This window comes from Rhodanobacter soli (genome assembly GCF_039523495.1).
In the GTDB taxonomy this organism is placed as follows: domain Bacteria; phylum Pseudomonadota; class Gammaproteobacteria; order Xanthomonadales; family Rhodanobacteraceae; genus Rhodanobacter; species Rhodanobacter soli.
The window spans coordinates 1,205,814-1,231,013 of sequence record NZ_BAAAFK010000001.1; the positions used below are offsets into that span (position 1 = coordinate 1,205,814).

The window sequence follows — 25,200 nt, forward strand, 5'->3', positions numbered from 1 at the left end:
TACCGGGGCCCCTGTGCGGCGGTGAGTCGGGGTCGACAGGCCGCGCAGCGGGAACCGACAGGACGTCGGTTCCTTTTCGCACGGGCAGGATGCCCGTTCGAAAAGCCCGGCCCTGGCTCACGGACTTGGCGGGCAGGATGCCCGCCAAGCGCCAAGCGGGGTGGCATTTCTCTTTGGTTAGCTTTCTCTTTGGCCACGCAAAGAGAAAGTAACTCGGCCTCCGAAGGAGGGCGAAAGCTCTTCGCTTAAGGCCAAGACGCAAAAGAGCAGAAGCGATGACCAGCTTCGCTGTTGAAAAGCTCCTCCGGCCTTCGCCGGAATGACGATGGGGGCTGATGCAATCTTCGCCGGAATGACGAACAAAGGTCGATCGACCTGCAGATGCTCGGTGATCCCATTCGGCTGAAGCCCGCGTAGCCCGGCGCGCGGACACCGCCCTGTGATTTTTTTCCGTACCCTGCGAATCATGGGGTGAACCGCGAGGAAGCAGGCGTCCATGACCGGCAGACAACACCAGCACCGTTTCGAGTCGCTGCTGCACGAGCATCGCAGGATCGTGTTCAAGGTGGCCGGCCTGTACAGCCGCAGCGCGGCCGATCGCGACGACCTGGTGCAGGAGATCAGCGCGCAGCTGTGGCGTTCGTTCGGTGGCTATGACGAGGCGCGCGCGAAGTTCTCCACCTGGCTGTACCGCATCGCGCTGAACGTGGCGATCTCGCAGGCGCGGCGCTGGCCCGAGGCCGACCGCTTCGAGCCGCTCGACACGCATCACCTGGAAACCGTCGGCGGCGGCGAGCCGATAGCCGAGCCCGACGAACGCCTGACCGCGCTGTACGCGTTCATTGGCCAGCTCGATCCACTCAACCGCGCGCTGATCCTGCTGTACCTGGAAGACCGCAGCTATACCGAGATGGCCGAGATCCTCGGCCTCAGCGAAACCAACGTGGCGACCAAGCTCGGTCGCATCAGGCAGAAACTGCGCGGCCAGATGACCGCCGCGCAGGCCACCGGAGCATGACCATGGAACTCGACGAGATGAAACAGGCGTGGGCGCACATGGACCTGCGCCAGGACGGCATGGAGGCGCTGCTGCGCCAGGATTTCCGCGACCGGCGGATGGACAAGGCGCGTTCGACGCTGCGCTGGAGCCTGTTGGGGCAGGCGCTCGAGATCGCCTGCTGGCTGGCCTTCGTGGTGTTCGTCGCCTCGTTCTGGGTGGCGCACCGGCAGGTCACGCATCTGCTGGTGATCGGCCTGCTGCTGCATGCCTATGGCATCGCCGGCATCTGGTCGAGCGCCACCCAGCTGTTCCTGCTCAGCCGCATCTACCTGTTCGATGCGCCGGTGCTGGTGCTGCAGCGGCGGCTGGCGCAACTGCGCCGCTTCCACATGGTCAGCACGCTGGCGCTGGGGCTGCCGTGGTGGTTCCTGTGGCTGCTGCTGCCGCTGGTGGTGCTGACCTGGTGGTCCGGGGTGGACCGGTTCGCCGGCGCCGCGGGCTGGATCTGGGCGAACATGGCGGTGGGCGCCATGGGCGTCGGCTTCAGCCTGTGGCTGGCGCGCCGCCTGGCCGGTCGTCCGATCCGGTCGCCGTGGCTGCAACGCATGGTCGACGACATGTCCGGTTGCACGCTGGCGCGCGTCTCGCGGCAACTGGACGAGATTGCCCGCTTCGAACACGAGTGAGCTGGCGGTTGTGATGTTCGGGATGGATGTCGCGCAGGGGCCGGGAAAGCCGGTGGACGGTGTCCGCCTTACGCAGCGGCGCGCGCCTTCGGCTTCAGCCGCACATAGAGTTGCTTGCGCACCACCGCGATGACCTTGCCGGAGGCGGTGGTCACTTCGGTCTCGAACCAGCGCAGCACCTTTTCGCCACCGGCGGTGGCCGCGCGCAGTTCGTCGACCACCGCCGGCTCCAGCCTGAAATGCGCGTAGACGTCTTCGTAGCCCGGTGCCACGAAGTCGATCGTGCCGGCCTTGTCCCACACGTAGTAGTCGCTGCCGAGCTGGTGCATCGCCAGCAGCATCCAGAACGGGTCGACCATCGCGAACAGGTTGCCGCCGAACTGGCTGCGCACGTAGTTGCGGTTCCACGGGCGCAGCCGCAGCACCACCTTCGCCTCGCGGTAGTCGTCGCTGAGCGACTGCACGCGGATCGCGTTGATCAGGAACGGCGGCCACAGGTTGAGCAGCCGGCGGAAGGTGGAAGCGCGCATGCGGGGTTTATCTGGGCGGGGAGAGCCGATCATACCCGAGCGTACGCAGCGGTATGGAGCGAGCGGCAGGTGTGCGATGGCTGTTTGCTCCGATCGGGATCAGAGCATTCGCGCACAGAGTTCGCGTGGGGGGTGCGCTCAGAACAGCAACGAAGCCATCCGGCGCCGGTAGCGGCCTACCAGCTCGGCGTCGTCGAGCGTGGCGAAGGCGGCGAGCAGGCGCTTCTTTGCCTGGCCGTCGTTCCAGTCGCGGGCTTGCTGCAGGATCAGCAGGAATTGCTCGAGGCCGGCATCGGCGTCGCCTTCCAGCAGCAGGCGCACGCCGAGCTGGTCGCGTGCGGCCCAGTCGCTGGCGTCGGCCTGCACGCGTTGCTGCAGCTCGGCCAGGCTGGGCGCATCTTTCAGGGCGTGGGCCAGATCCAGCTCGCTGCGCAGGCGCACGGCGCGGGCGTCGGTGGCCAGGTTCGCCGGCAGGGCGGCGAGTTCCGCTTCGGCGGCGGCGATCCGGCCGGCATGCATCAGCGCCAGCGCCAAGTCGAGTTTGAGTCCGGGCTGGTCCGGCCCGGTGGCGATCGCCTGCTGCAACCGGTTGATCGCCTGCTCCGGGGTTTCCTGCACGGCTTCCTCTTCGGCCGTCTCGGCGGGCGCCTCCAGCGGCTGCACGTGACGCGACAGGAACTCGCGCAGCTGGCCTTCCGGCAGTACGCCGGTGAAGCCGTCGAGTACCTGGCCGTCTTTCACCAGCACCACGGTGGGGATGCTGCGGATGCCGAACATGCCGGCCAGTTCCTGCTGAGTGTCCACATCGACCTTGCCCAGCCGGAACGCGCCGTTGTATTCGGCGGCGAGTTTTTCCAGCATCGGGCCGAGCGTCTTGCACGGCTCGCACCAGGTGGCCCAGAAATCCACCAGCACCGGCGTGGTCAGCGACGCCTGCAGGACGTCGGCCTCGAAGGCCTGCTGGTCCACGTCGAAGACATGGGAGACGGTGGCGGCATCGGTCACGGGAAACTCCAGCTCGGCGGATGCCGGTTCAGATCAGGGCGTCGCCCAGCATATCAAGCGGCGCGTTCACGATAGATTTGCGAGAATCCACGGATCGTCACGCCGAAGCAAGGCACCGGCTGCATGGGCATGAGCTCACCTGAAGCGCTGTTGATCTGCGAGCACTGCGACACGGTCTACCGCCGGCGCACGCTGGCGCGTGGCGACGTGGCGCGCTGCGCACGCTGCGGGGCGGAGCTGGAGCGCCATCACGCCATGAGCGTGAACGTGATGCTGGCGTTGATCCTGACCGCGATGATCGTGTTCGTGCAGGCGAACATGTGGCCGATCGTGACGCTGGGCCTGAGCGGCCAGCAGAGCAGCACCACGCTGTGGGGCATGATCCTCGCGATGTGGCGCGAAGAGGCCAAGGTGGTCTCGGTGCTGGTCGCCGCCACGCTGTTCTTCTTCCCGCTGCTGAAGATGCTGCTGCTGGGCTGGCTGCTGTGGTTCGCCCGGGCCGGGCGGCGCGCGCCGGGCTTCGTGCGGCTGATGGTGATACTGCATTACCTCGGGCCGTGGACGATGAGCGAGGTGTTCGTGCTGGGCGCGCTGGTGGCGATCGTCAAGGCGCACACCTATTTCGACGTGACGCCGGACCCGGGCATCTACGCGTACGCGGCGCTGACCTTGCTGATCACCATCTTCGCCGGCGTGGACCTGCGCCGGCTGTGGGACGATGTGCCGGAGGGGGCCGCGTGAGCGCCTTGCCGCGCGCCAGCGAGCTCGGCCTGATTGCCTGCACGGTCTGCGGACTGGTATGCCGCAACGTGCCCGGCGACCCGCGGCTGGACGGTGACGGCGTGGACGACGCCATGGCGTGCCCGCGCTGCGGCACCACGTTGCGCCGGCGCAAGCCGGACAGCTATGTGCGCACCTGGGCGCTGCTGATCGCCGCATTCATCCTGTACATCCCGGCCAACGTGCTGCCGATCATGCGCACCGCCAGCCTCAACGACGTCGACGACAACACGATCATCAGCGGCGTGGTGGAGCTGTGGGTGAAGGGTTCGCCGAACCTGGCGATCATCGTGTTCACCGCCAGCATCGTGGTGCCGGTGCTGAAGTTCCTCGCGCTGGGCACCTTGCTGGTGAGCAGCCAGCAAGGCAGCGACTGGGCGCGGCCGCAACGTGCAAAACTCTATCGGCTGGTCGAGCTGATCGGCTACTGGTCGATGCTGGACGTGTTCGTGGTGGCGTTGCTGACGGCGCTGGTGCGCTTCAGCGTGCTGAGCCTGGTGGAACCGTTGCCCGGCGTGATCTTCTTCGGCCTGACCGTGGTGCTGACCATGCTGGCCTCGATGAGTTTTGACCCCCGCCTGATCTGGGATGGCAAGGATACCGATGACTGACGACAACCCCATCGAACAGGGCCCGCCGGGCGGCGGCGAGCTGCCGCGGCCGGTGGTGAAACGACGCCGCTTCAATGCCTCGCTGATCTGGCTGATCCCGGCGCTGGCGGCGCTGGTCGGCCTGTCGCTGGTGATCAACAACTGGCTGCAGGCCGGCCCGCAGATCACCATCAGCTTCCAGAGCGCCGAAGGCCTGGACGCCGGCAAGACGCCGGTGAAGTACAAGAACGTGGTGATCGGCCGGGTCAACAAGATCCATCTCAGCGGCGACCGCAGCCACGTGCTGGTCAACGTGGCGCTGGAGAAGAGCGCCGAGAGTTTCGCCAGCAAGGACACGCGCTTCTGGGTGGTGCGCCCGCGGATCGGGCTGGGCGGGGTGTCCGGCATCGACACCCTGCTGTCGGGCGCGTTCATCGGCGCCGACGTGGGCGATTCGAACGAGTACGAGGACCAGTTCCAGGGACTGGAGGCGCCGCCGTCGGTAAACCACGGTGCGCCCGGTCGCAGCTTCACCTTGCGCAGCGATGACCTCGGTTCGCTCGATATCGGCTCGCCGGTGTACTACCGGCGCATCCAGGTCGGCCGGGTGGCGTCCTATCAGCTGGACAAGGACGGCAAGGGCGTCTCGCTGCAGATCTTCGTCGACGGCCCCAACGACAAGTTCGTCACCCGTTCCTCGCGCTTCTGGAATGCCAGCGGCGTGGACGTGTCGATCGGCGCGAACGGGCTGAAGCTCAACACGCAGTCGCTGGCCACCGTGCTGGCCGGCGGCGTGGCGTTCCAGGATCCGCCCGGACCGCACGACAGCACGCCGGCACCGGAGGACAACGAGTACAAGCTGTTCGGCGACCAGGCCACGGCGATGGCGCCGCCGGACGGCACGCCGCACTACATCCGCATGCGCTTCGAGCAGTCCGTGCGCGGGCTGGCGGTGGACGCGCCGGTGGAGTTCCTCGGCATCAACATCGGCAAGGTGGTGTCGGTGCGGCTCGACTACGACGAACAGAAGCAGCGCTTCCCGGTGCTGGTCGGTGCGGTGATCTATCCGCAGCGTCTGGGCGCCGCCTACGACAAGCTGGAGGCCCTGGCCAAGGCGCATGGCGAGAATGCCGACCTGTCGCAGTTGATGGGGCGCCTGGTCGACCACGGCCTGCGCGCACAGGCGCGCACCGGCAACCTGCTCACCGGCCAGTTGTACGTGGCGCTCGATTTCATCCCGAAGACGCCGAAGGTGGCGTTCGACCCGCAGGCCAAGCCGCTGACCCTCCCGACGGTGCCGGGCAGCTTCGACAAGCTGCAGGAGCAGATGGCGGAAATCGTCGACAAGCTCAACAAGATTCCGTTCGACAGCATCGGGCGGAACCTGGACCAGACCCTGGCCGGCCTCAATGCCACCCTCAAGCAGGTCAATGGGCAGACCTTGCCGGCGCTCACGGACACCATGCACGGCGTGCAGAAGACCATGGGAACGGCGAACGACGCGCTGGCCGGCGACTCGCCACTGCAGCAGAACCTGGGTGCCACGCTGGAGCAGGTGCAGCGCATGGCGCGTTCGTTGCGCGTGCTGACCGATTACCTGGGTGGTCATCCGGAGTCGCTGATCCGCGGCCGTCGCCCGGACGCGAAGCCGGCCGACGCGAAACCCGCCAACACCACGCCAGCGGCGATCCCGCCGGTGCAAGGGAGCACGCCATGATTCGTACCGGAAGGCATCTGTGGGTCGTGGCGGCCAGCCTGCTGCTGGCGGCCTGCGCCTCGGCGCCGCTGCACTACTACACCCTGGTCGCGCCGGCGGACGAAGCGTCCGAGGCATCGGCTGCGCCGTCGCTGCCGTTCGAGTTGCTGCCGGTCGGCGTGCCGGCGCAGGTCGATCAGCCGCAGCTGGTGGTGCGCGAAGGCGGGCAGGGCGTGGCCCTGCTCGGCAGCGAGCGCTGGATCGCCCCGCTCGGCGACGAGGTGCGCAGCGCGCTGTCGGCCGACCTGGCGCGCGAACTGCATAGCGCGGACGTCAGCGGCTTGCCCGGCAACGGCAAGCCGCTGTTGCGGGTGAAGCTGGACGTGCGCCGGTTCGATTCGCAACCCGGTGGCTACGCGCTGATCGAGGCCGCCTGGAGCGTGCGCCTGCTGCACGGCGCCCAGCCTGCCGCCTTGGCCTGCAGCAGCCGGGTCAGTGAAGCGGTGGGGCCGGGCTATCCCGCCCTGGTGCAGGGCCATCAGCGTGCGATCGCCCGGCTGGCGGCGCAGATCGCCACCGCGGCGCGCGCGCTCGGCGATGGCCAGGCGCCGGTCTGCCCGCCGGGTTAACGGCCTCAGGCTTGGCGCCCGGCCTGCGCTGGGCTAGTCTGATCAGTTCACTCAGCCGGCTTGCTCCGGCGTGCATCAACCGCAACAACGGCATCGGAATCATGCAGGACATTCAAGCCCCGACCTCTCCCGAACAGGATGAAGCTGCCTATCGCCCCCAGGCAGTGGAAGCCGCCGCGCAGCAGTACTGGAACGCGCAGCGCGCCTATGAGGTGAAGGAGGACACGTCGCGGCCGAAGTTCTACTGCCTGTCGATGCTGCCGTACCCGTCCGGCGCGCTGCACATGGGCCACGTGCGCAACTACACCATCGGCGACGTGATCAGCCGCTACCAGCGCATGCAGGGCAAGAACGTGTTGCAGCCGATGGGCTGGGACGCGTTCGGCCTGCCGGCGGAGAACGCCGCGATCAAGAACCACACCGCGCCGGCGAAATGGACCTACGCGAACATCGACCACATGCGCAGCCAGCTGCAGTCGCTCGGCTATGCGATCGACTGGAGTCGCGAGTTCGCCACGTGCCGCCCGGAGTACTACCGCTGGGAACAGCTGATGTTCACCCGCCTGCTGAAGAAGGGCATGGCGTACCGCAAGAACGCGGTGGTGAACTGGGACCCGGTCGACCACACCGTGCTGGCCAACGAGCAGGTCATCGACGGTCGCGGCTGGCGTTCCGGTGCCGTCGTGGAGAAGCGCGAGATTCCGCAGTGGTTCCTGAAGATCACCGGTCACGCGCAGGAACTGCTGGACGGACTGGACACGCTGCCGGGCTGGCCCGACGCGGTGAAGACCATGCAGCGCAACTGGCTGGGTCGCAGCGAGGGCCTGGAAATCCACTTCGCTGTCGACGGCGAAAGCACGCCGCTGAGCGTGTTCACCACCCGACCCGACACCTTGATGGGCGTGACCTTCGTCTCCATCGCCGGCGAGCATCCCCTGGCGCACAAGGCGGCGCAGGGCAACCCGCAACTGGCAGCGTTCCTCGACGAGCTGAAACACGGCGGCGTGTCCGAGGCCGAACTCGAGACCCAGGACAAGCGCGGCATGGCCACCGGCCTGTACGCGATCCATCCGGTCAGCGGCGAGCGCGTAGCGGTGTGGGTCGCCAATTTCGTGCTGATGGGCTACGGCACCGGCGCGGTGATGGCGGTGCCCGGCCATGACGAGCGCGACTTCGCGTTCGCGCACAAGTACGGCTTGCCGATCAAGCAGGTGATTGCCGCTGGCAACGAGAGCTACGACGCATCGACGTGGCAAGACTGGTATTCGGACAAGACCCGCGCCGACATGCGCGTGGTGAACTCCGGTGCGATGGATGGCAAGGATTATCGCGCCGCGTTCGACTACATCGCCGGCGTGCTCGAGGCGGCCGGCAACGGCCAGCGCCGGGTCAACTGGCGCCTGCGCGACTGGGGCGTCAGCCGCCAGCGCTACTGGGGCTGCCCGATCCCGGTGATCTACTGCACCAAGTGCGGCGCGGTGCCGGTACCGGAAGACCAGCTGCCGGTGGTGCTGCCCGAAGACGTGGCGTTCAGTGGCGTGCAGTCGCCGATCAAATCCGACCCCGAGTGGCGCAAGACCACCTGCCCGCAGTGCGGCGGCGCGGCCGAGCGCGAGACCGACACGTTCGACACCTTCATGGAGTCGAGCTGGTACTACGCGCGCTACACCAGCCCTGGCGCGAACGCGCAGATCGACGAACGCGCGAACTACTGGCTGCCGGTCGACCAGTACATCGGCGGCATCGAACACGCGATCATGCATCTGCTGTATTTCCGCTTCTATCACAAGCTGCTGCGCGACGCCGGCATGGTGCATTCGGACGAGCCGGCGCAGAACCTGCTGTGCCAGGGCATGGTGATCGCCGAGACGTTCTATCGCGACAACGCCGACGGCTCGAAGGACTGGATCAACCCGGCCGCGGTCGAGGTGCAGCGCGACGAGCGCGGTCGCGTCGCCGGCGCGGTGCTCAAGGCGGATGGCCAGAGCGTGCACATCGGCGGCACCGAGAAGATGTCGAAGTCGAAGAACAACGGCATCGACCCGCAGACCATGGTGGCCAAGTACGGCGCCGATACGGTGCGGCTGTTCTCGATGTTCGCCGCGCCGCCGGAGCAGTCGCTGGAGTGGAGCGAGGCCGGCGTCGAAGGCATGGCGCGCTTCCTCAAGCGGCTGTGGCGCGAGGTGACCACGCATGCGGCGGGTCCGGATCATGCAGTGACTGATCCCGCCACGCTGGACGCGGGCCAGAAGGCCCTGCGCCGTCAGCTGCACGAGACGATCCAGAAGGTCAGTGACGATTTCGGGCGGCGCCACGCGTTCAACACCGCGATCGCTGCGCTGATGGAACTGCTGAACGCGCTGGGCAAGTTCAACGACACCAGCGAGCAGGGCCGCGCCGTGCGCCACGAGGCGCTGGAGGCGATGGTGCTGCTGCTCAACCCGGTGGTGCCGCACGTCAGTCACGCCTTGTGGCAGGTGCTCGGCCATGCCGAGACCGTGCTGGAGGACCAGCCGTGGCCGCAGGTGGACCGGGCCGCGCTGGTGCGCGACACGGTCACACTGGCGGTGCAGATCAACGGCAAGTTGCGCGCTACCATCGAGCTGGCCGCGCAGGCCTCGAAGGAAGAGGCCGAGGCGCTGGCGCTTGCCCAGCCGCAGGTGGCGCACTTCCTGGAAGGCACGACGGTGCGCAAGGTCATCGTGGTACCCGGCAAGATCGTCAACATCGTCGCAGGATGAAACCCATGAGCTTCATGAAAGCGCGCCGCCTGTTCCAAGCCTCGCTGCTGCTGGCCACGGCGTTCGCGCTGGGCGCCTGCGGTTTCCACTTGCGCGAAAACGCGACCCTGCCGCCCGAAATGCAGCGGGTGCATCTCACCGTCAACGGCGGCGGCGAGCTCGAACGCCACCTGGCCCGTGCGTTGCAGACATCCGGCGTCACCGTGGAGGACGACAGCGGTGCAGGCATCGCCGAGCTGCGCGTGCCGGTGGCGGCCTTCAGCACCGAGACGCTGAGTGCCGGCGGTTACGTGCGCATCACCGAATATGCGGTGCGCTACCAGGTGCAGTTCGACGTCACCGATGCCGCCGGGCAGGTGCTGGTGCCGCACCAGCGCATCGACATGTCGCGCGAGTACAGCTACGACGCCAGCAACACCGTCGGCAACGCATCGCAGGTCGAGGAGATCCAGCGCAGCCTCAACAACGACATGGTGCAGGCGATCCTGTTCCGCCTGCAGGCCGCCGGCCAACATGAGCTGGCCGCACCGGCCAGCGCCGCCAGCACGCACTGATGCCGCTCAATCCCGGCCAATGGCAGAAGGCGCTGGCGGCAGACAGCTTGCAGCCGGTCTACCTGCTGGCCGGCGAACAATTGCTGGTACTGGAAGCCGCCGATGCCTTGCGCGCGCAGGCGCGCAAGCTCGGCTACAGCGAACGTGAAGTGCTCGAAGTCGGCCAGCATTTCGACTGGAACGATCTGGCCCGTGCCGGCGCCAGCATGTCGCTGTTCGCCAGCCGTCGGCTGATCGACCTGCGCCTGCCCACCGGCCGTCCCGGCATCGACGGCGCCAAGGCGATCGGCGCGTTCTGCGCCGATCCGCCGCCGGACGTTACCTTGCTGGTCACCGCGATGGAGTGGAGCAACAAGCACGATGGCGCCTGGAGCAAGAAGCTCGACGCCAGCGGCACGATGGTGGTGTTCAATTCGCCGCGGCCGGACCAGTGGGGCGCATGGATCAGCGCGCGGCTCGCCTCGCGCGGCCTGTCCGCCACGCCCGATGCGGTGGCGCTGCTGGCCGAGCGCGTCGAGGGCAACCTGCTCGCCGCGGCGCAGGAAGTCGACAAGCTCGCCGTGCTGCACGGGCAGGGCCGCGTCGACGCCGCCGAGATGGAGAACCTGGTCGCCGACAGCGCCCGCTACGACGTGTTCAAGCTCACCGATGCCGCCTTCGTCGGCGACGGCGCGCGCGCGCTGCGCATCCTCGCCGGACTGCGTTCCGAAGGCGACGAACTGCTGGCGTTGATGGGCTGGCTGGTGAACCAGTTGCAGCTGGCATTGCGCCTGGCCAATGCACCGGACCTTGCCGCGCAGATCCGCGCCGAACACCTGTGGCAGGCACGCGAAACCCTGTTCCGCCAAGCCCTGCGCCGCGCCCCGCGCGAGCACTGGCTGCAGTGTCTGGCCCGCGCCTCGCGCATCGACCGCATGGTCAAGGGCCGCGAGCAGGGCAACCCGTGGCAGGAAGCCGAACGGCTGATCGCCGCGATCGCCGAGCCGCGCGCCGCCCGCGCGCTCGCATGACATGCTCCCTCCCCTGCGCGCAGGGGAGGGTCGGGGAGGGGTAAAGCTCTTGCCACGAATCACCAGCAAACCCTTGGCGCTTTTCGGCGGCACCTTCGATCCGGTGCACCTGGGCCATCTCAGCGTGGCGTGGGAAGCGGCCGAACTGCTCGATGCCGAGGTGCGCCTGCTGCCGGCCAGCGTGCCGCCGCACCGCGCGCCACCGATCGCCACGGCGGCGCAGCGGGTGGCGATCCTGCGTGCCGCGCTGCGCGGCCAGTCGCGGCTCACGCTCGACACGCGCGAACTGGATCGCGCCGGCCCGTCCTGGACTATCGACACCTTGCACGAGCTGCGCGCGGAGCAGGGCGAGCGCCCGCTGGTGCTGCTGCTCGGTGCCGATGCGTTTGCCGGCCTCGCCAGCTGGCATCGCTGGCGCGAACTGTTCGGGGTGGCGCATATCGGTGTGCTGAGCCGGCCGGGGATTTCCGCCGATCTGCCGGAGGAATTGGAGCGAGAGGTAGCCGGCCGGCGGATCGCCGACGCCGCGGGCTTGCGCGCGCTGCCGGCGGGCAAGGTCGTCGACCTGGCGGTGACTCCGCTGGAAATCTCCGCCACACGCATCCGCGAACTGCTCGCCGCCGGGCGCGATCCGCGCTACCTGCTGCCGGCGGGATTGTTCGACGATCCCGCCCTGTTGGCGCCGTACCGGAACCCGGCCGCGTAAAGCCGGCTCAGGCGCCGGCCAGCTGCGCCGTCACGTCGTTGATCGAGGCGCGGATGCGGGCAGTGAACACCGAATCCTCGTGGTGGATCAGCAGCAGCCGCTCGGTGGCGCGGGTCATTGCCACGTAGAGCAGGCGCGCCTCGTGCGCTTCGTCTTCGCCGGGCTTGGGCATCATGCCCAGCTGGGGAATGATCACGAGCGGGAATTCCAGCCCCTTGCTGGAGTGCATGCTGACCAGCTTGATGCAGTCCCTGACCACGAACAGCGCGCCCTTGCCGCCCTTGTCGTCGGCCAGCCGGCAGGCCAGGCCGGCCTGCTCCAGCGCCGCGCGCAGCTTGTCGCCCTGCCAGTTGAAACGGTAGATCACCGCGATGTCATCGAGCGGGCGGCCGTGTGCGAGTTCGTCGCGGATCTGGCTGACCACGATGGCGAGTTCCGCGCCGGCGCTGTCGGCGCGGATCAGCTCCGGCACCGCGCCGCGGCGGCCGGCGCTTTCCGGCGCGACCAGCGGCACGCCATCGTCCTCGCCGGCGTCCGCGCGCAGCAGCTCGTTGGCGAAGTTGCGCGCGACCGAGAGGATTTCCAGCGTGTTGCGGTAGTTGAGCTTGAGGATGGTGGTGCGGCCCTGCGCCTGCACGCCCAGGCTCTTCCAGGTGAACTTGCGCCGATCCGTGCGGCCGTTGATGTTCTGCGCGTCGTCGTACAGCACCAGCAGCGAGTTGGTGTTCGGGTCGATCATCTGCACGATCAGCTTGTACCAGTCCGGCTCGAAGTCGTGGCCTTCGTCGACCAGCACCGCGCCATACTGGAAGCGCGGGATCTGGCCGCGTTCGACGCCGTCGATCACCCGCTGCACCATCTGTTCGAAGAAGTCCGCGCTGCCCTGCGCGGGCAGCTCCACGTGGTAGGCGGTGAGCATCTTGTGGCACCACTTGTGGAAGTTGTAGACCTGCACTTTTTCGCTGAGACCGCGCTCGCCGAGCAGTTGGTCGAGCCGCGCCGCCAGCGTCTTGTTGTAGCAGAGCACCAGGATCGGTTTGGCCAGTTCGCGCGCCAGCTGCATCGCGCGGAAACCGAGGATCATGGTTTTGCCGGAGCCGGCCACGCCGTGGATGATCCGGTGCTCGTCGCCGAGCGAACGGGCGAGCTGCTCCTGCTGCGCGTCCATCACCTTGACCAGGTCGGGGATCTGCAGCGGTCGCGCGGCGGCCTCGGCCGGCTGGTCGAACAGGCCGAACTGGCCTTCGCCGGGCGCCACCCGGATCTCCGGGAACAGGTGCCAGCGCACGCGGTCGATCTGCGGCAGGGTCAAGGCGACCGGAAATACCTGCGGGAACATCGCCCACAACTTTTCCTGAAATGCTTCCGGCTCGACCGTGTCGTAAATCTCGTCGCGGCAGATCGCTAGGTGGCCCGGGATCACCGCATCGAGGCCGCCGTCGACGAACTGCTTGCGGCTGATGTTGGCCAGCACCACGCCGTACGCCCACGGCATCAGCAGCTTGCCGGCATGGCGGCTGGAAGGCGGATGGCGCAATGCCGGATCGCATTCCAGCACCACGCCGATCTCCAGCGCGTACGAGCGCGCCTGCAGCAGCGGGTTGTATTCCTTGATCAGGCCGCGCTCGGTGACCAGGGTGAACTGGGTGCTGTCGGCGTGGCGGATGGTGTCCGGCTTCCAGTCCTTCACCTCCAGCACCAGCATGCCGCGGCGCGGGTGGAACACCACGAAATCCGGGCGCCGCTGTTTCAGCCCGATCGGCACGTCGTACCACAGCAGGTAGTCGTCTTCGAGCTTCTGTTCCAGCCGTTCGGAGAAGCGTTTTTCGCCGCCGGTCATCCGCGGCAGGCAGCCATTGCGAGTCGGAATGAGTGTTGCCACGTAAGTCCTCGGCTGACGCTATCGCACGACGTTAGCCGATAGGACGACGCTGTCAATGCCGATGGACGGCGCGGAGCTACGCCCAGTGCTGCAATTGCTCCGGCGGCACGCCCATGCGCCGGCAGGCGCGGCTGGCGATGCCGTCCTTCAGCGCTGCGTGAAATACCGGCGCGATCGACCACAGCGCGTGCGCCGCCAGCCGCGCCTGGCGCTGCTGCCATGGCGTGTGGCCCAGCATCGCGAGCGCCCAATCCGGCAACAAGGCATGGCCGGCGAGCAGGAACAGGTCGCGCGACAGTCCGGCCATCGGCACCGGCAGGCGCACCTTTCCCAGCAGGCCGAGCACCACGCGCGAGCGTTCGGTAAACGCCAGTTCGGGCCGGATGCGCCGGAAGTATTCAGTGACTTCGCGTTCGGTCGCGGGTACGTCGCGCGCGCCGAGCGCTTCGGCGATCCGCCGCACTTCGTCGTAGTAGCGGTCGGCAGCGTCGGCCGGCATCGCGATGTGGCTGTAGCGGCGGTAGCCCTGCAAGAAGCAGTACGCCTCGCTGACGTGGACCCAGGTCAGCAGGTCGGGATCGTCTGCCGCGTAAGGGCGCCCGTCCTCGCTGCGGCCGCTGATGTGCAGGTGGATCTGCCGCACGTGTTCGATCAGCGCCTCGGCCTGCGCGCGCGGCGCGTAGGTGGTGCCGCCGACGAAAGCGGTGGTGCGGCGCAGCCGGCCAAGCAGATCGCCGCGGAAGTTGGAGTGGTCCCACACTCCGGCCAGCGCCAGCGGGTGCAGGGTCTGCAGGGTCAGTGCGGCGAGGCCGCCGGCCAGCATGCCGGGGAAGTCCGAGTGCACGCGCCAGGTCGCGCTATGCGGTCCGAACAGGCCGGGGTCGCCGTGTGGATGGTCATAGTCGAGGCTGCCGGTATCAGGACGCGGGAAGGCCTTGAGCACCCAGCGGCGGATCGGTTCACGGGCGGGACGGGTCAGCAGGTCGAGAGGTGAAGGCATGCCGCCAGTCTAGCGTCTGGTCGACCGGGAGTTTGATTTGGACGTCCATTGTGTTATCAATGGCGCCATGCATTCCGCCACCACCCGCCTGTATTTCTGGTTTTACGGCTATCCGAAGCCAACGGCGGCGGCGCGGGTGCGATCGTTTTGAACTGATCGACACAACCACACCGAACCGCCACCACAGGGCGGTTTTTTTTATGGCCGCCACCTGAAAACCCTCCAGGAGAGCCGCCATGAACCCCACCGACGACCTGCGCATCCGCGCCATCACCCGCCTCAGCACGCCGGCCGAGGTGATGCGCGACTGCGCCGTCACCGACGTGGCGATGGCCACCGTCGACGCCTCGCGGCAGGCGCTGCACGGCATTCTCGCCGGCAGCGACGACCGCCTCGCGGTGGTGATCGGGCCGTGCTCGATCCACAACACCCACGCCGCGCTGGAGTACGCCGGCCGGCTGGCGCCGCTGCGCCGCGAGCTCGGCGACGCGCTGGAGATCGTGATGCGGGTGTACTTCGAGAAGCCGCGCACCACGGTCGGCTGGAAAGGGCTGATCAACGACCCCGACCTCGACGGCAGCTTCCAGATCGACAAGGGCCTGCGCATTGCCCGCGGCCTGCTGCGCGACATCAATGCGCTGGGTGTGCCGGCCGGTTGCGAATTCCTCGACATGATCACGCCGCAGTACATCGCCGACCTGGTGGCGTGGGGCGCGATCGGCGCGCGCACCACCGAAAGCCAGGTGCATCGCGAGCTGACCTCGGGGTTGTCCTGCCCGGTCGGTTTCAAGAACGGCACCGACGGCAACGTGAGGATCGCGGTGGATGCGGTGCAGGCCGCGTCGCAGCCGCATCATTTCATGGCGGTGACCAAGGACGGCCAGGCCGCCGTCGCCACCACCAGCGGAAATGGCGACTGCCATGTGATCCTGCGCGGCGGCAAGGCGCCGAACTACGACGCGGCCAGCGTCGACGCCGCCTGTGCCGCGATCGACAAGGCCGGTTTGGCTGGCCGGGTGATGATCGACGTCAGCCACGCCAACAGCGGCAAGAACCCGGAGAACCAGCCACGGGTGATCGAGGACATCGCCACGCGGATCGCCACCGGCGAAACACGCATCCTCGGCGTGATGGTGGAGAGCCACCTGCTCGGCGGCCGCCAGGAGCTGCAGCCCGGGCAGCCGCTGCGCTACGGCCAGAGCATCACCGACGGCTGCCTCGACTGGGACAGCTCGGTGCAGGTGCTGCAGCGGCTGGCACAGGCGGTGCGCCAGCGACGGGTAGCCGCGGCCGCGACCTTGCCTTCCCCTTCCGCGGAGGAGGTCGCCGCCTGAATCAGCTTTCCAGCCCGGCATCCAGCGTGATCGTGGCCTTCAGCACCTTGGATACCGGGCAGGCCAGCTTGGTCGCCTGCGCGATGCTGTCGAACGTGGCGGCATCGATGCGTGGCACCTTGGCCCGGCAAGTCAATTCCACCGCGGTGATGCTGAAACCGTCGCCGTCCTTGAGCAGGGTCACCGTCGCCTTGGTATCGATGCTGTCGGCGGTGAAGCCGGCGTTGCCCAGTCCCAGCGACAGTGCCATCGAGTAGCAGCCTGCATGCGCCGCCGCGATCAGTTCCTCCGGGTTGGTGCCGGGGCCGTCCTCGAAGCGCGACTTGAAGCCGTACGGCGACTCGTGCAGCACGCCGGTGTCGGTCGATATCGTGCCCTGACCATCCGTGATGCCGCCGGACCAATGCGCGGATGCGGTTCGTTTCATGGGATTCTCCTGTGGGTTGTGGCGGGCAAGTGCCCACGATGCCCGATGCCGCATGCAGCCGGTGCGAACGAAACGTCGCCATCGCTTCACGCCCGGTTGCCCCGCGCAGCTCGTATGCTTGTCGATTGTCTTTCCACAGGGGAGTTCGCATGCCGTTCGCCATCCAGCACGATCGCGTGGCCCGTCGCTTCGAAACCCGTGTTGATGGGGTGTCGTGCCTGCTCGATTACACCCTGGCCGCCGGCGTGATGACGATCACCCACACCGAAGTGCCGGCCGCGGTGGGCGGGCGCGGCATTGCCGCCGCCCTGGTGCAGCAGGCGATGATCACGGCGCGTGCCGAAGGCTGGAAGGTGGTGCCGGCCTGCTCGTATGCTGCCGCATGGCTGCAGCGGCATCCGGAATACCACGACCTGCTTGGCTGAAACCCTGACGCGGAGACATGCATGAACGAACCATCGGAGCGCTCGGGTGAACGCGCGTCGCGGCGTCGCGGCTGGCGGCCATGGCGCTTCGTGAAGGGCCGTCCATGGACGGTCCTGTCGCTGCTCATCTTCCTCGTGGCGATGGCGCTGCTGCTGCACGCCGGCCTGCGCCCGGCCAATGCGGTGCTGCTGGGTTTCGACCTGGCCGCAGTGGTGTTCCTGGGCATCTTCGCGCGCCTGTTCAACCAGGCCACGCCGAGCCACATGCGCAGTCAGGCGCAGGCGCTGGATACCGGGCGCTGGGGCGTGCTGTGGGGCGGCGTGCTGCTGTCGGCGGTGGTGCTGGCGGCGCTGGGCAACGAGCTGCATGCGGCCAGGGACGGTGGCCTGGCGGAACTCGCGGTCGGCGTGTTGAGCGTGGTGCTCAGCTGGCTGTTCCTCAACGTGATGTTCGCGATCCACTACGCGCATGGCTACTACGGCGATTTCGGCGAACAGCATGCCGGCCTGGAATTTCCCGACACGCCCGAGCCGGACTACTGGGATTTCGCCTACTTCTCGATCGTGATCGGCATGACCTTCCAGGTCTCCGACGTGCAGATCACCAGCAAGTACCTGCGCCGCGTGGTACTGCTGCACAGCGTGATCGCATTCTTCTTCAACGTGTTCATCATCGCGATCACGGTGAACATCGTGGCCGGGCACGGCGGTTGAGCCGCACAGGTAACCACTGACCGGCGGGCGGCGAAGGAAGCGAGGGGGCGGCGTGGCCGTCTCCTTCCCTTTCTCTCGAGGATCTTCCGATGAACGCACGACTCGCCACTCTGCTCGCCACCACCATGGCCTGCGGCCTCGCCACCGCTTCCGCATTCGCGCAGGACATGATGGCTGCCGGCTCCAGCACGGCGATGGCGCACGACGCCATGCAGAAAACACACATGAAGCACGATGGCATGAAGCATGGCGCGATGAAGAAGGGCGCCGTGAAACACGAAGGCATGAAGCACGGCGCCATGAAGCATGATGCGATGATGCAGAAGGATGCGATGAAGGGTGATGCCATGAAAGGCGACGCCATGAAATCCGGCGGCTGAGCGACCGCCGTCGGCTTCTGCCGTGCGCGGCAGTGGCGGATACTTCAGCCACTCATTGCCGCAGGACACCACGCATGGCCCCGTCGTTCGCCAGCCGGCTCGGCATCGAGCACGCGCTGATCCAGGCCCCGATGTCCGGTTCGACGCCGCCGGCGCTGGTGGCGGCGGTGTCGAATGCCGGTGGGCTGGGTTCGCTCGGCGCCGGCTACCTGGAGCCGGCGGCGATCATCGAGCAGGCGGCGCAGATCCGCGCGCTCGGCGAGCGGCCGTACGCGATCGGCCTGTTCGTGCTGCCGGATGCCTTCGAAGCCGACATGGCGGCGGTGGCTACGGCGCGCGAGCAGCTCGACGCGCTGATGGCACGCGAAGGCCTCGACGTGCGCACCAGCGTGCCGCCGCGCTGGGCGCCGCGTTTCTCCGACCAGTTCGCCGCGCTGTGCGAGGCGCGCCCGGCGGCGGCGATCTTTGCGTTCGGGGTGATCGCGCCGGCGCAGTTGAGCGAGCTGCACCGGCGCGGCATCTACGTGATCGGCACCGCTACCACGGTGGCCGAAGCGCTTGCCTGGGCCGATGCCGGCGCCGACGCGGTGTCCATGCAGGGTGCCGAGGCCGGCGGCCATCGCGGCACCTTCCTGCACCAGGCCGAGGACGCGATGATTGGCCTGTTCGCGCTGCTGCCGCTGGCCGTGCGTGCGTTGCAGGCCTGTGCGCGGGATGTCCCGGTGATTGCCGCCGGCGGCATCATGGACGGTCGCGGCATGCTGGCAGCGGAAGTGCTCGGCGCGGCGGCCAGCCAGCTCGGCACCGCCTTTCTCACCTGCCCGGAGTGCTCGGCCGCCGAGGCGTGGAAGCGGGACTTGCCGCATGCCGAGGAACACCGGGTCACCACCATCCGCAGTTTCTCCGGACGCGCCGCCCGCGGCCTGCGCAACCGCTTCGTCGAGGTCATGCCGCAAGCGGCCGCGGGCCTGCCGTATCCGGTGCTGAATGCGCTCACCGCGCCGTTGCGCCGTGCCGCCGCCGAAGCCGGGCGCGGCGACCTGCTGTCCGAATGGTGTGGTCAGGCCGCCGGCCTGGTGCGCCCGCAGCCCGCCGCCGAACTGGTGGCGCGGCTGATGCACGAATACCGGCTGGCCAGGCGCTCGCTGGCACATTGAGTGACCGCGCTTCGGGCCGGCCGGCGCCTTGACGTGACGTTGCCGTCGGGCGGTTATACTGCGCCCGCGCCATTTTGCGCTGCGATCCCGCATCGAGGCCCATCCTCTTGAGCACAGCCCGTACCCACAAGGCCGTCACCACGGCCACCCTGCGCAAGTCGGTCATCGACGCGCTCGAAGAACTGAAGGCCAAGGACGTGCGCGAGATCGACGTCCGCGGCAAAACCTCCATCGCCGACCTGCTGGTGATTGCCTCGGGCACCTCGGCACGCCACGTCAAATCCATCGCCGACGAAGTGGGCAAGTTCGCCAAGAAGGCGGGCGTAATGCCGCTGGGCGTGGAGGGCGAACAAGAAGGCGAATGGGTGCTGGTTGACCTGGGCGACGTGATCGTCCACGTGATGCTGCCGCGCATCCGCGAGTTCTATGGCCTGGAGCGGCTGTGGACGGTGGGTGACCACGGGCACGAAATCGACGCCGCGCAAGCCGGCTGAGTCGAACCCCGGCAATGCGCGCGCGCCTGATCGCGGTCGGTGAACGCATGCCCGGCTGGGTGGCGGAAGGCTTTGCCGAATACCGCAAGCGGCTGTCGCACGAGCTGCCGCTGGAACTGATCGAACTGAAACCGGGCAACCGCGGCAAGGGCCGCGACGATGCACGGGCGATCCAGGACGAGGGGGTCGCGATCCTCGCGGCGTTGCCGCACGATAGCCATGTGATCGTGCTGGATGGCCGCGGCAGAACCTGGTCCAGCGAGGAACTGGCCGAACAGCTGGCGAAATGGCGCATGGCCGGGCGCGACCTGGCATTCCTGATCGGCGGCCCGGATGGCCATGCGCCCGAGGTACTGGCGCGCGCCGACCAGCGCTGGTCGCTGGGTCCGCTGACCCTGCCACACATGCTGGTGCGGCTGGTGCTGGCCGAACAGCTGTATCGCGCCACCACGATCATGACCGGTCACCCCTACCATCGCGCCTGACGCCCAACGGAGTCTCCGCCATGTCCTTCCAGATCCGGCAAGCCACGATCCTCGACCTCGACACGCTGGCGCCGCTGTTCGACGGTTACCGCCAGTTCTACGGGCAGCCGGCGGACCTGGCGCGGGCGCGGGATTTCCTGGCGGAGCGTTTCCGCCACCACGAGTCGCTGATCCTGCTGGCGCGGGACGAGCACGGCGCGGGACTCGGCTTCACCCAGCTGTATCCGCTGTTCTCCTCGGTACGTACCGTGCGCACTTGGCTGCTCAACGATTTGTTCGTGGTTGCGCAGGCACGGCGTCAGGGCGTGGCCTCTGCGCTGCTGCGGGCGGCGGCGGAGCATGCGCATGCGCTGGGCGCGGCCAGCCTGTCGCTGTCCACCGCGCTGGACAATACACCGGCACAGGCGTTGTACGAGTCGCTGGGCTGGCAGCGCGACCGGCAGTTCTGCGAGTACAGCCTGACGCTGTGACTTCACCTCGAAGCGGAATCCCCATGCTTTATCTCGCCTCGCAGTCGCCGCGTCGCCGTCAGCTGCTGGAACAGCTCGGCGTGGACTTCGCCGTGCTCGATGTCGACGTGCCCGAGCAGCGCGTGCACGGCGAATCGCCGCGGGACTATGTGAGCCGGGTGGCGCGCGACAAGGCGAGAGCCGGACTGGCCGCGTTGGCGCACGCCGGCGATGCACTGGTACTCGGTGCGGACACCGAGGTGGTGCTGGACGACGAGGTATTCGGCAAGCCGCAGGACATCGCCGCTGCGGCCGCGATGCTGCGCCGGCTGTCGGGGCGCACGCATGCGGTGATCTCGGCGGCGTGGCTGGTCGGCGCGACCGGCGAGCAGTGCGAGGTCTGCGTGTCGCAGGTGCGTTTTGCCACGCTGGACGAACCGACCATCGCCACCTACGTCGCCACCGGCGAGCCGTTCGGCAAGGCTGGTGCGTATGCGATCCAGGGCCGCGGCGCGACCCTGGTCGAGCACCTCGACGGCAGTTACTCCGGGGTGATGGGCTTGCCGCTGTTCGAGACCGCGCGCTTGCTGCGGCGTGGCGGAATCAGCCCGGCGGATTGACCGTCACGAACCAGACGGCGACGGCCAGCAGGTTGTTGGCGCCGTGTGCCAGCACCGCCGGCCAGATCGAGCCCGAACGCAGCCGCAACCCGGCCAGCAGCAGCGCCAGCAGGATCAGGTTCGGCAGCGCGTACCACTGGTATTGCAGCCCCGGCAGGTGGACCAGCGCAAACAGCAGCGAGCTGCCGGCCACCGCCCAGCCGACATGCCAGCGTTTCATCAAGGCCGACAGCAGCACGCCGCGGAACAGCAGCTCTTCTACCAGCGGCCCCACGCACACCACCACCAGCACCAGCGGAATGCGCAGTCCCAGCGGAGTATTGCCGCCGATCTGCTGGATGTCCTGGGGCACCGCGTGGCCGTGGGCCAGCCACTGGGTCAGCAGCGAACCCAGGACGGGCGCCGCCAGTCCGGTCGCCACCGCCAGCGCGAAGAACAGCAGGTGGCGCGGCGGCGTGAAACCGAAACCCGGCGGCTGCGCCAGCGACCACAGTTGCGGCCACGTGCGGCGTGCCAGCCACAGGGTCGGCGGCGCGGCCACGCCGAGCGAGAGGATCGCCACCAGCGCCTGCATTGATGGCTGCGCCAGCGCTGTGCGGATCGCGGCATCGAGGCCCAGGTCGGCGCGGCTGAACGACTCCATCACCCCGACTGCCAGCGCGAACGCGATGCCGACCGCGAACTGCAACACGAAGTAGGCGGCGATGATTCCCGCGCTGGCCCGCAGGCCGGGCGCGGGTCGGTCGGCCTGCGGCAGAAGGGGCGCGGGTGGCAAGGGCGAAACCTCGATGCAGCTGATGTCCATGCGGTAAGCGTGCCTGTGGCGGCGAGTGGCGGGCGCCGCGGGCGGCATGTGCTGCCTCCACGCTAGTGCCTTGCAGGCCGCTTGCGCAATCCTGCCGACCGGCATGGCGGCGTGCATTTGCTTGCAGCGCAAGACCATCCCGGTAACATCGGCCTGCAGACGAGCACAGGGGAGTGTCGATGACCACCGATTTCGGCAGGACTGCCAGCGATTACGCGCGCCATCGGGCCGGGTTTCCTGAGGCGTTCTTCGATCGCCTGTTCGCCGACGGCAGTGTGCGCACGGGTGACGTCGTTCTCGATCTGGGTACCGGCACCGGCACGGTTGCCCGGGGCCTGGCGGTGCGTGGCTGCGAGGTTACCGGGCTGGACCATTCCGCGCCGCTGCTGGCACAGGCCGCGGAAATGGATCGGGCCGCCGGCGTGCAGGTGAAGCAGGTGCGTGCGCGGGTCGAGAACGCCGATTTCGCACCGGCCTCGTTCGACGTGATCACCGCCGGCCAGTGCTGGCACTGGTTCGACCGGCCGCGCACGGCGGCCCTGGTGCGCAAGTGGCTGCGACCGGGCGGGCGGCTGCTGATCGCGCATTTCGACTGGGTGCCGCTGGCCGGCAACATGGTGCAGGACACCGAGCGGCTGATCCTCGCCTGCAACCCGGCCTGGACGCTGCACAGCGGCAGCGGCCTGTATCCGGCGTGGCTGAAGGATGTGGCTGAAGCCGGCTTCAGCGACCTGCGTACGTATTCGTTCGACCTGGACATACCGTACAGCCACGCGGACTGGCGCGGCCGCATTCGTGCCAGCGCCGGCATCGGCGCCACGCTGGACGAGTCGAAGGTGCAGCGCTTCGACGCAGAACTGGCCGCCATGCTGGCTGCCCACCATGCGGCTGAACCGATGGCGGTACCGCATCGCGTGTGGGTATTGAGCGCGACCGTCCCCGGCCTGCTGGTCTGAGCGCCTGTTCAGCCGACCAGCATGGCCCGGCCGACGCCGATGCAGGCCAGCACCAGCAGCGCGGCCCAGCCGGACATGCCGACCACATAGCCGGGGCCGCGTTTGGCGGGATCCTTCAGGTAGGCCAGCGCGTACCACACGCGGCCGACGATCCAGACCAGCCCCGCCACGCCGGCCCAGCCGCTGAAGCCGTAGTTCGCCGCCAGCCATAGGGTGGGCAGGAACATCACCGTGTTTTCCAGGGTGTTCATCTGCACCCGGTAGGCACGCTCGAACGCGGGGTGCCCGCTGGTGGCCGGAGCCTTGATGCCGTACTTGCCACGGGCGTGACCGACGGCCCACATGGTGCCGAACAGCAGCAGCACGGTGAGCAGGGTGACCAGGGCAGGCAGGTGGGTCATGCTGAAATCCTCACAAAAGATTGCCTACTTTAGCGGCAGCGCACGCCGTGGCGTGATCACGATCGACGCGCTATCGTCGCGACGCGGCACCGGTGCCCGTGCATCAGTCAACGAGGGATTCCTAATGGATTGGCGAAAAGGCGGCAGCAGCAGCAACGTCGAGGTCGATAGCGGCGGGGGTGGCGGTCCGCGTTTCGGCGGTGGTGGCCGCATGGGTCTGGGCGGCCTGATCGTGCTGGCGCTGCTGGGCTGGATCTTCTTCAAGAATCCGCTGGCGCTGCTGGACCAGAGCGGTACCCCACCGGGGGCGCCGACGCAAAACAGCACGCCGGCCCAGGTCGATCCCGAGCAGCAGGCCTTCGTCAGCGCGATCCTGCATTCGACCGAGCAGAGCTGGGGCGCGATCTTCCAGGCGCATGGCGCGACCTATGTCGAGCCCAAGCTGCACCTGTTCAGCGGCGGCGTGAACACGGCCTGCGGCGGCGCCTCCACGGCGGTGGGCCCGTTCTATTGTCCGGGCGACCAGAAGGTGTACCTGGACCTGGCGTTCTTTCAGCAGTTGCAGGACGAGCTGCATTCCTCCGGCGATTTCGCCCGCGCGTATGTGATCGCGCACGAGGTTGGTCATCACGTGCAGAAGCTGACCGGCGTGTTCGACAAGGTCGACGAGGCGCGTCGTCGCGGTGCGCCGATGGACGGCGCCGACGGCCTGTCGGTGCGACAGGAACTGCAAGCGGATTGCTACGCAGGCGTGTGGGCGAATCACAGCCAGCAGAGCCTGCAATGGCTGCAGCCGGGCGACATCGAGGAAGCCCTGAACGCAGCCAGCCACATCGGCGACGACGCCCTGCAACAGCAGGCGCAAGGCCGCGTGCGGCCGGACACGTTCACCCACGGTACCTCGGCGCAGCGGGTGAAGTGGTTCAAGGCCGGCTTCAGCAGCGGCGACATCGCCCAGTGCAACACCTTCGCCGGCCAGCCATGAGCAATCAAGCGGGCAACCGCGCAGCGATTGCCGGCTTTCCAATCACCTTCCCTGCGTTGCAGGGGTGATGCCGCGTCCGCCGGGCTGCTCTGCACAGCCCGCCTCCCGCGTTCTAGAATTCGCGTTCTGCGCGCCTCGGGGCGCCCCCCGGTCGCCTTGATGGAACATCCCTGCTTGCGTTGCGGTGCCTGCTGCGCGTTCTTTCGCGTGGCGTTTCATTGGTCGGAGGCGGAAACCTTCCTCGGCGGCAAGGTACCGCCGGAGCTGACCGAAAAGCTGGATCCACACCGGTTGGCGATGCGCGGCACCAACGCCGCGCAGCCGCGCTGCGTGTCCTTGCAGGGCACGGTGGGCGAGGCGGCGCATTGCGGCATCTACCCGCAGCGGCCGTCGGTCTGCCGCGAGGTGCAGCCATCGTGGGAGTTCGGCGCGGTCAGCCTGCAATGCGACAAGGCCCGCCTCGCGCACGGCATGTCCGTGCTGACGCCGGAGGACTGGCTCGATCCGTTCGACGCCGGCGAGCCGCCGATGCCGCAGAGCGCCTGAGCGGCGTCGCTGCCTGCTTCAGTCGAAGCGGTAGATATCCATCACCAGGAAACCCATGCAATGGCGCCAGCGCCCGACCCAGTGCGTACGGGTGCGCGGGGCCAGGTTCGGGCTGGATCGAGACCGCCACCACCGGATGTCGGCCGCCGGATACAGCAGGTGCACGAGCACCCACGCACCATGGTCGAGTCCGCGTTCGGGGTTGACGGGTTG

29 protein-coding genes and 1 pseudogene are annotated in these 25,200 nt (G+C 68.0%); 22 read left to right on the forward strand and 8 right to left on the reverse strand.

Annotation, left to right across the window (positions count from 1 at the left end):
- The first annotated feature begins 496 nt into the window (after positions 1-496).
- Positions 497-1,018, forward strand: a complete 522-nt coding sequence (locus ABD024_RS05395; RefSeq protein WP_343850431.1) for an RNA polymerase sigma factor — start codon at positions 497-499, stop codon at positions 1,016-1,018.
- A 2-nt stretch (positions 1,019-1,020) separates the two neighbouring features.
- Entirely contained in the window at positions 1,021-1,686 is a 666-nt protein-coding gene (locus ABD024_RS05400; RefSeq protein WP_343850433.1) for a hypothetical protein, read from the forward strand.
- Between the two features lie 68 nt (positions 1,687-1,754).
- Here the strand turns inward: ABD024_RS05400 and ABD024_RS05405 are convergent, their stop codons facing one another.
- A complete protein-coding gene (locus ABD024_RS05405; protein WP_343850435.1) occupies positions 1,755-2,216 on the reverse strand; it encodes a DUF4442 domain-containing protein in 462 nt (153 codons plus the stop codon).
- A 138-nt stretch (positions 2,217-2,354) separates the two neighbouring features.
- Entirely contained in the window at positions 2,355-3,221 is an 867-nt protein-coding gene (gene trxA / locus ABD024_RS05410; protein ID WP_343850437.1) for a thioredoxin, read from the reverse strand.
- Between the two features lie 123 nt (positions 3,222-3,344).
- Between trxA and ABD024_RS05415 the strand changes: the two genes are divergently transcribed.
- The 8 genes from ABD024_RS05415 to nadD all read left to right on the forward strand — a co-directional run bounded on the left by ABD024_RS05415 (position 3,345) and on the right by nadD (position 11,927).
- The gene (locus ABD024_RS05415; RefSeq protein ID WP_343850439.1) at positions 3,345-3,962 is read left to right on the forward strand and encodes a paraquat-inducible protein A; all 618 of its coding nucleotides are present in this window, start codon (positions 3,345-3,347) and stop codon (positions 3,960-3,962) included.
- Positions 3,959-4,612, forward strand: coding sequence for a paraquat-inducible protein A (locus ABD024_RS05420; RefSeq protein ID WP_343850441.1), 654 nt, complete (start codon positions 3,959-3,961; stop codon positions 4,610-4,612). Before ABD024_RS05415 ends, ABD024_RS05420 begins: the two co-directional genes overlap by 4 nt.
- Positions 4,605-6,308 (forward strand): PqiB family protein, encoded by a 1,704-nt coding sequence (locus ABD024_RS05425; protein ID WP_343850443.1) that lies wholly within the window; start codon positions 4,605-4,607, stop codon positions 6,306-6,308. The genes ABD024_RS05420 and ABD024_RS05425 overlap by 8 nt, the downstream gene beginning before the upstream one ends.
- Positions 6,305-6,916, forward strand: coding sequence for a PqiC family protein (locus ABD024_RS05430; RefSeq protein WP_343850445.1), 612 nt, complete (start codon positions 6,305-6,307; stop codon positions 6,914-6,916). The genes ABD024_RS05425 and ABD024_RS05430 overlap by 4 nt, the downstream gene beginning before the upstream one ends.
- A 101-nt stretch (positions 6,917-7,017) precedes the next feature.
- Positions 7,018-9,657, forward strand: a complete 2,640-nt coding sequence (leuS, locus tag ABD024_RS05435) for a leucine--tRNA ligase (protein ID WP_343850447.1) — start codon at positions 7,018-7,020, stop codon at positions 9,655-9,657.
- 5 nt (positions 9,658-9,662) lie between these two features.
- Complete coding sequence (locus ABD024_RS05440) at positions 9,663-10,211, forward strand: LPS-assembly lipoprotein LptE (RefSeq protein ID WP_343850449.1); 549 nt, start codon at positions 9,663-9,665, stop codon at positions 10,209-10,211.
- Positions 10,211-11,221: a DNA polymerase III subunit delta gene (holA, locus tag ABD024_RS05445; protein ID WP_343850451.1), complete on the forward strand. Its 1,011-nt coding sequence runs from the start codon at positions 10,211-10,213 to the stop codon at positions 11,219-11,221. The genes ABD024_RS05440 and holA overlap by 1 nt, the downstream gene beginning before the upstream one ends.
- Before the next feature lie 58 nt (positions 11,222-11,279).
- Positions 11,280-11,927 carry a nicotinate-nucleotide adenylyltransferase gene (gene nadD, locus ABD024_RS05450; RefSeq protein WP_425543158.1) on the forward strand — a complete coding sequence of 216 codons (648 nt, stop codon included), beginning with the start codon at positions 11,280-11,282 and terminating at the stop codon, positions 11,925-11,927.
- Between the two features lie 7 nt (positions 11,928-11,934).
- Here nadD and ABD024_RS05455 read toward each other — a convergent pair whose 3' ends face one another.
- Both ABD024_RS05455 and ABD024_RS05460 read right to left on the reverse strand, forming a co-directional pair.
- The gene (locus ABD024_RS05455) at positions 11,935-13,809 is read right to left on the reverse strand and encodes a 3'-5' exonuclease (protein ID WP_343850455.1); all 1,875 of its coding nucleotides are present in this window, start codon (positions 13,807-13,809) and stop codon (positions 11,935-11,937) included.
- A 76-nt stretch (positions 13,810-13,885) separates the two neighbouring features.
- Positions 13,886-14,809 carry an oxygenase MpaB family protein gene (locus ABD024_RS05460; RefSeq protein ID WP_343850457.1) on the reverse strand — a complete coding sequence of 308 codons (924 nt, stop codon included), beginning with the start codon at positions 14,807-14,809 and terminating at the stop codon, positions 13,886-13,888.
- Positions 14,810-15,045: 236 nt separating this feature from the next.
- Here ABD024_RS05460 and ABD024_RS05465 point away from each other — a divergent pair, with 236 nt between their 5' ends.
- Positions 15,046-16,143 (forward strand): 3-deoxy-7-phosphoheptulonate synthase, encoded by a 1,098-nt coding sequence (locus tag ABD024_RS05465; RefSeq protein WP_343850459.1) that lies wholly within the window; start codon positions 15,046-15,048, stop codon positions 16,141-16,143.
- Position 16,144: 1 nt separating this feature from the next.
- Here ABD024_RS05465 and ABD024_RS05470 read toward each other — a convergent pair whose 3' ends face one another.
- Positions 16,145-16,570, reverse strand: coding sequence for an OsmC family protein (locus ABD024_RS05470; RefSeq protein ID WP_343850461.1), 426 nt, complete (start codon positions 16,568-16,570; stop codon positions 16,145-16,147).
- Positions 16,571-16,719: 149 nt separating this feature from the next.
- Here ABD024_RS05470 and ABD024_RS05475 point away from each other — a divergent pair, with 149 nt between their 5' ends.
- The 8 genes from ABD024_RS05475 (at position 16,720) to ABD024_RS05510 (ending at position 21,294) form a co-directional block, all read left to right on the forward strand.
- Positions 16,720-16,995 carry a GNAT family N-acetyltransferase gene (locus ABD024_RS05475; RefSeq protein WP_343850463.1) on the forward strand — a complete coding sequence of 92 codons (276 nt, stop codon included), beginning with the start codon at positions 16,720-16,722 and terminating at the stop codon, positions 16,993-16,995.
- Between the two features lie 21 nt (positions 16,996-17,016).
- A complete protein-coding gene (locus ABD024_RS05480) occupies positions 17,017-17,709 on the forward strand; it encodes a DUF1345 domain-containing protein (RefSeq protein WP_343850465.1) in 693 nt (230 codons plus the stop codon).
- Positions 17,710-17,798: 89 nt separating this feature from the next.
- Positions 17,799-18,089 (forward strand): pentapeptide MXKDX repeat protein, encoded by a 291-nt coding sequence (locus ABD024_RS05485; RefSeq protein ID WP_343850467.1) that lies wholly within the window; start codon positions 17,799-17,801, stop codon positions 18,087-18,089.
- Positions 18,090-18,163: 74 nt separating this feature from the next.
- Positions 18,164-19,246: an NAD(P)H-dependent flavin oxidoreductase gene (locus ABD024_RS05490; RefSeq protein ID WP_343850469.1), complete on the forward strand. Its 1,083-nt coding sequence runs from the start codon at positions 18,164-18,166 to the stop codon at positions 19,244-19,246.
- A 107-nt stretch (positions 19,247-19,353) separates the two neighbouring features.
- Positions 19,354-19,740, forward strand: coding sequence for a ribosome silencing factor (gene rsfS, locus ABD024_RS05495; RefSeq protein ID WP_343850471.1), 387 nt, complete (start codon positions 19,354-19,356; stop codon positions 19,738-19,740).
- Between the two features lie 14 nt (positions 19,741-19,754).
- Complete coding sequence (gene rlmH / locus ABD024_RS05500) at positions 19,755-20,225, forward strand: 23S rRNA (pseudouridine(1915)-N(3))-methyltransferase RlmH (protein WP_343850473.1); 471 nt, start codon at positions 19,755-19,757, stop codon at positions 20,223-20,225.
- A gap of 20 nt (positions 20,226-20,245) precedes the next feature.
- On the forward strand, positions 20,246-20,695 hold the full coding sequence (locus ABD024_RS05505; RefSeq protein WP_343850475.1) for a GNAT family N-acetyltransferase: 450 nt from the start codon (positions 20,246-20,248) through the stop codon (positions 20,693-20,695).
- A 23-nt stretch (positions 20,696-20,718) separates the two neighbouring features.
- Positions 20,719-21,294, forward strand: coding sequence for a Maf family protein (locus tag ABD024_RS05510; protein ID WP_343850477.1), 576 nt, complete (start codon positions 20,719-20,721; stop codon positions 21,292-21,294).
- On the opposite strand, the gene ABD024_RS05515 is transcribed toward ABD024_RS05510, so the two are convergent.
- Positions 21,278-22,069, reverse strand: coding sequence for a CPBP family intramembrane glutamic endopeptidase (locus tag ABD024_RS05515; RefSeq protein ID WP_343850479.1), 792 nt, complete (start codon positions 22,067-22,069; stop codon positions 21,278-21,280). The two genes, ABD024_RS05510 and ABD024_RS05515, sit on opposite strands and share 17 nt — an antisense overlap.
- Positions 22,070-22,278: 209 nt before the next feature.
- On the opposite strand from ABD024_RS05515, the gene ABD024_RS05520 reads away from it, so the two are divergent.
- Positions 22,279-23,055: a class I SAM-dependent methyltransferase gene (locus ABD024_RS05520; protein WP_343850481.1), complete on the forward strand. Its 777-nt coding sequence runs from the start codon at positions 22,279-22,281 to the stop codon at positions 23,053-23,055.
- Positions 23,056-23,063: 8 nt separating this feature from the next.
- Here ABD024_RS05520 and ABD024_RS05525 read toward each other — a convergent pair whose 3' ends face one another.
- Positions 23,064-23,456: an MAPEG family protein gene (locus ABD024_RS05525; RefSeq protein WP_343850483.1), complete on the reverse strand. Its 393-nt coding sequence runs from the start codon at positions 23,454-23,456 to the stop codon at positions 23,064-23,066.
- A gap of 124 nt (positions 23,457-23,580) precedes the next feature.
- Here ABD024_RS05525 and ypfJ point away from each other — a divergent pair, with 124 nt between their 5' ends.
- Positions 23,581-24,441 carry a KPN_02809 family neutral zinc metallopeptidase gene (gene ypfJ, locus ABD024_RS05530; RefSeq protein WP_343850485.1) on the forward strand — a complete coding sequence of 287 codons (861 nt, stop codon included), beginning with the start codon at positions 23,581-23,583 and terminating at the stop codon, positions 24,439-24,441.
- Between the two features lie 159 nt (positions 24,442-24,600).
- Positions 24,601-24,987, forward strand: a complete 387-nt coding sequence (locus ABD024_RS05535) for a YkgJ family cysteine cluster protein (protein WP_343850487.1) — start codon at positions 24,601-24,603, stop codon at positions 24,985-24,987.
- A gap of 58 nt (positions 24,988-25,045) precedes the next feature.
- Here the strand turns inward: ABD024_RS05535 and ABD024_RS05540 are convergent.
- A pseudogene (locus tag ABD024_RS05540) lies at positions 25,046-25,194 on the reverse strand (dioxygenase); the annotation flags it as partial.
- Between the last annotated feature and the right edge of the window lie 6 nt (positions 25,195-25,200).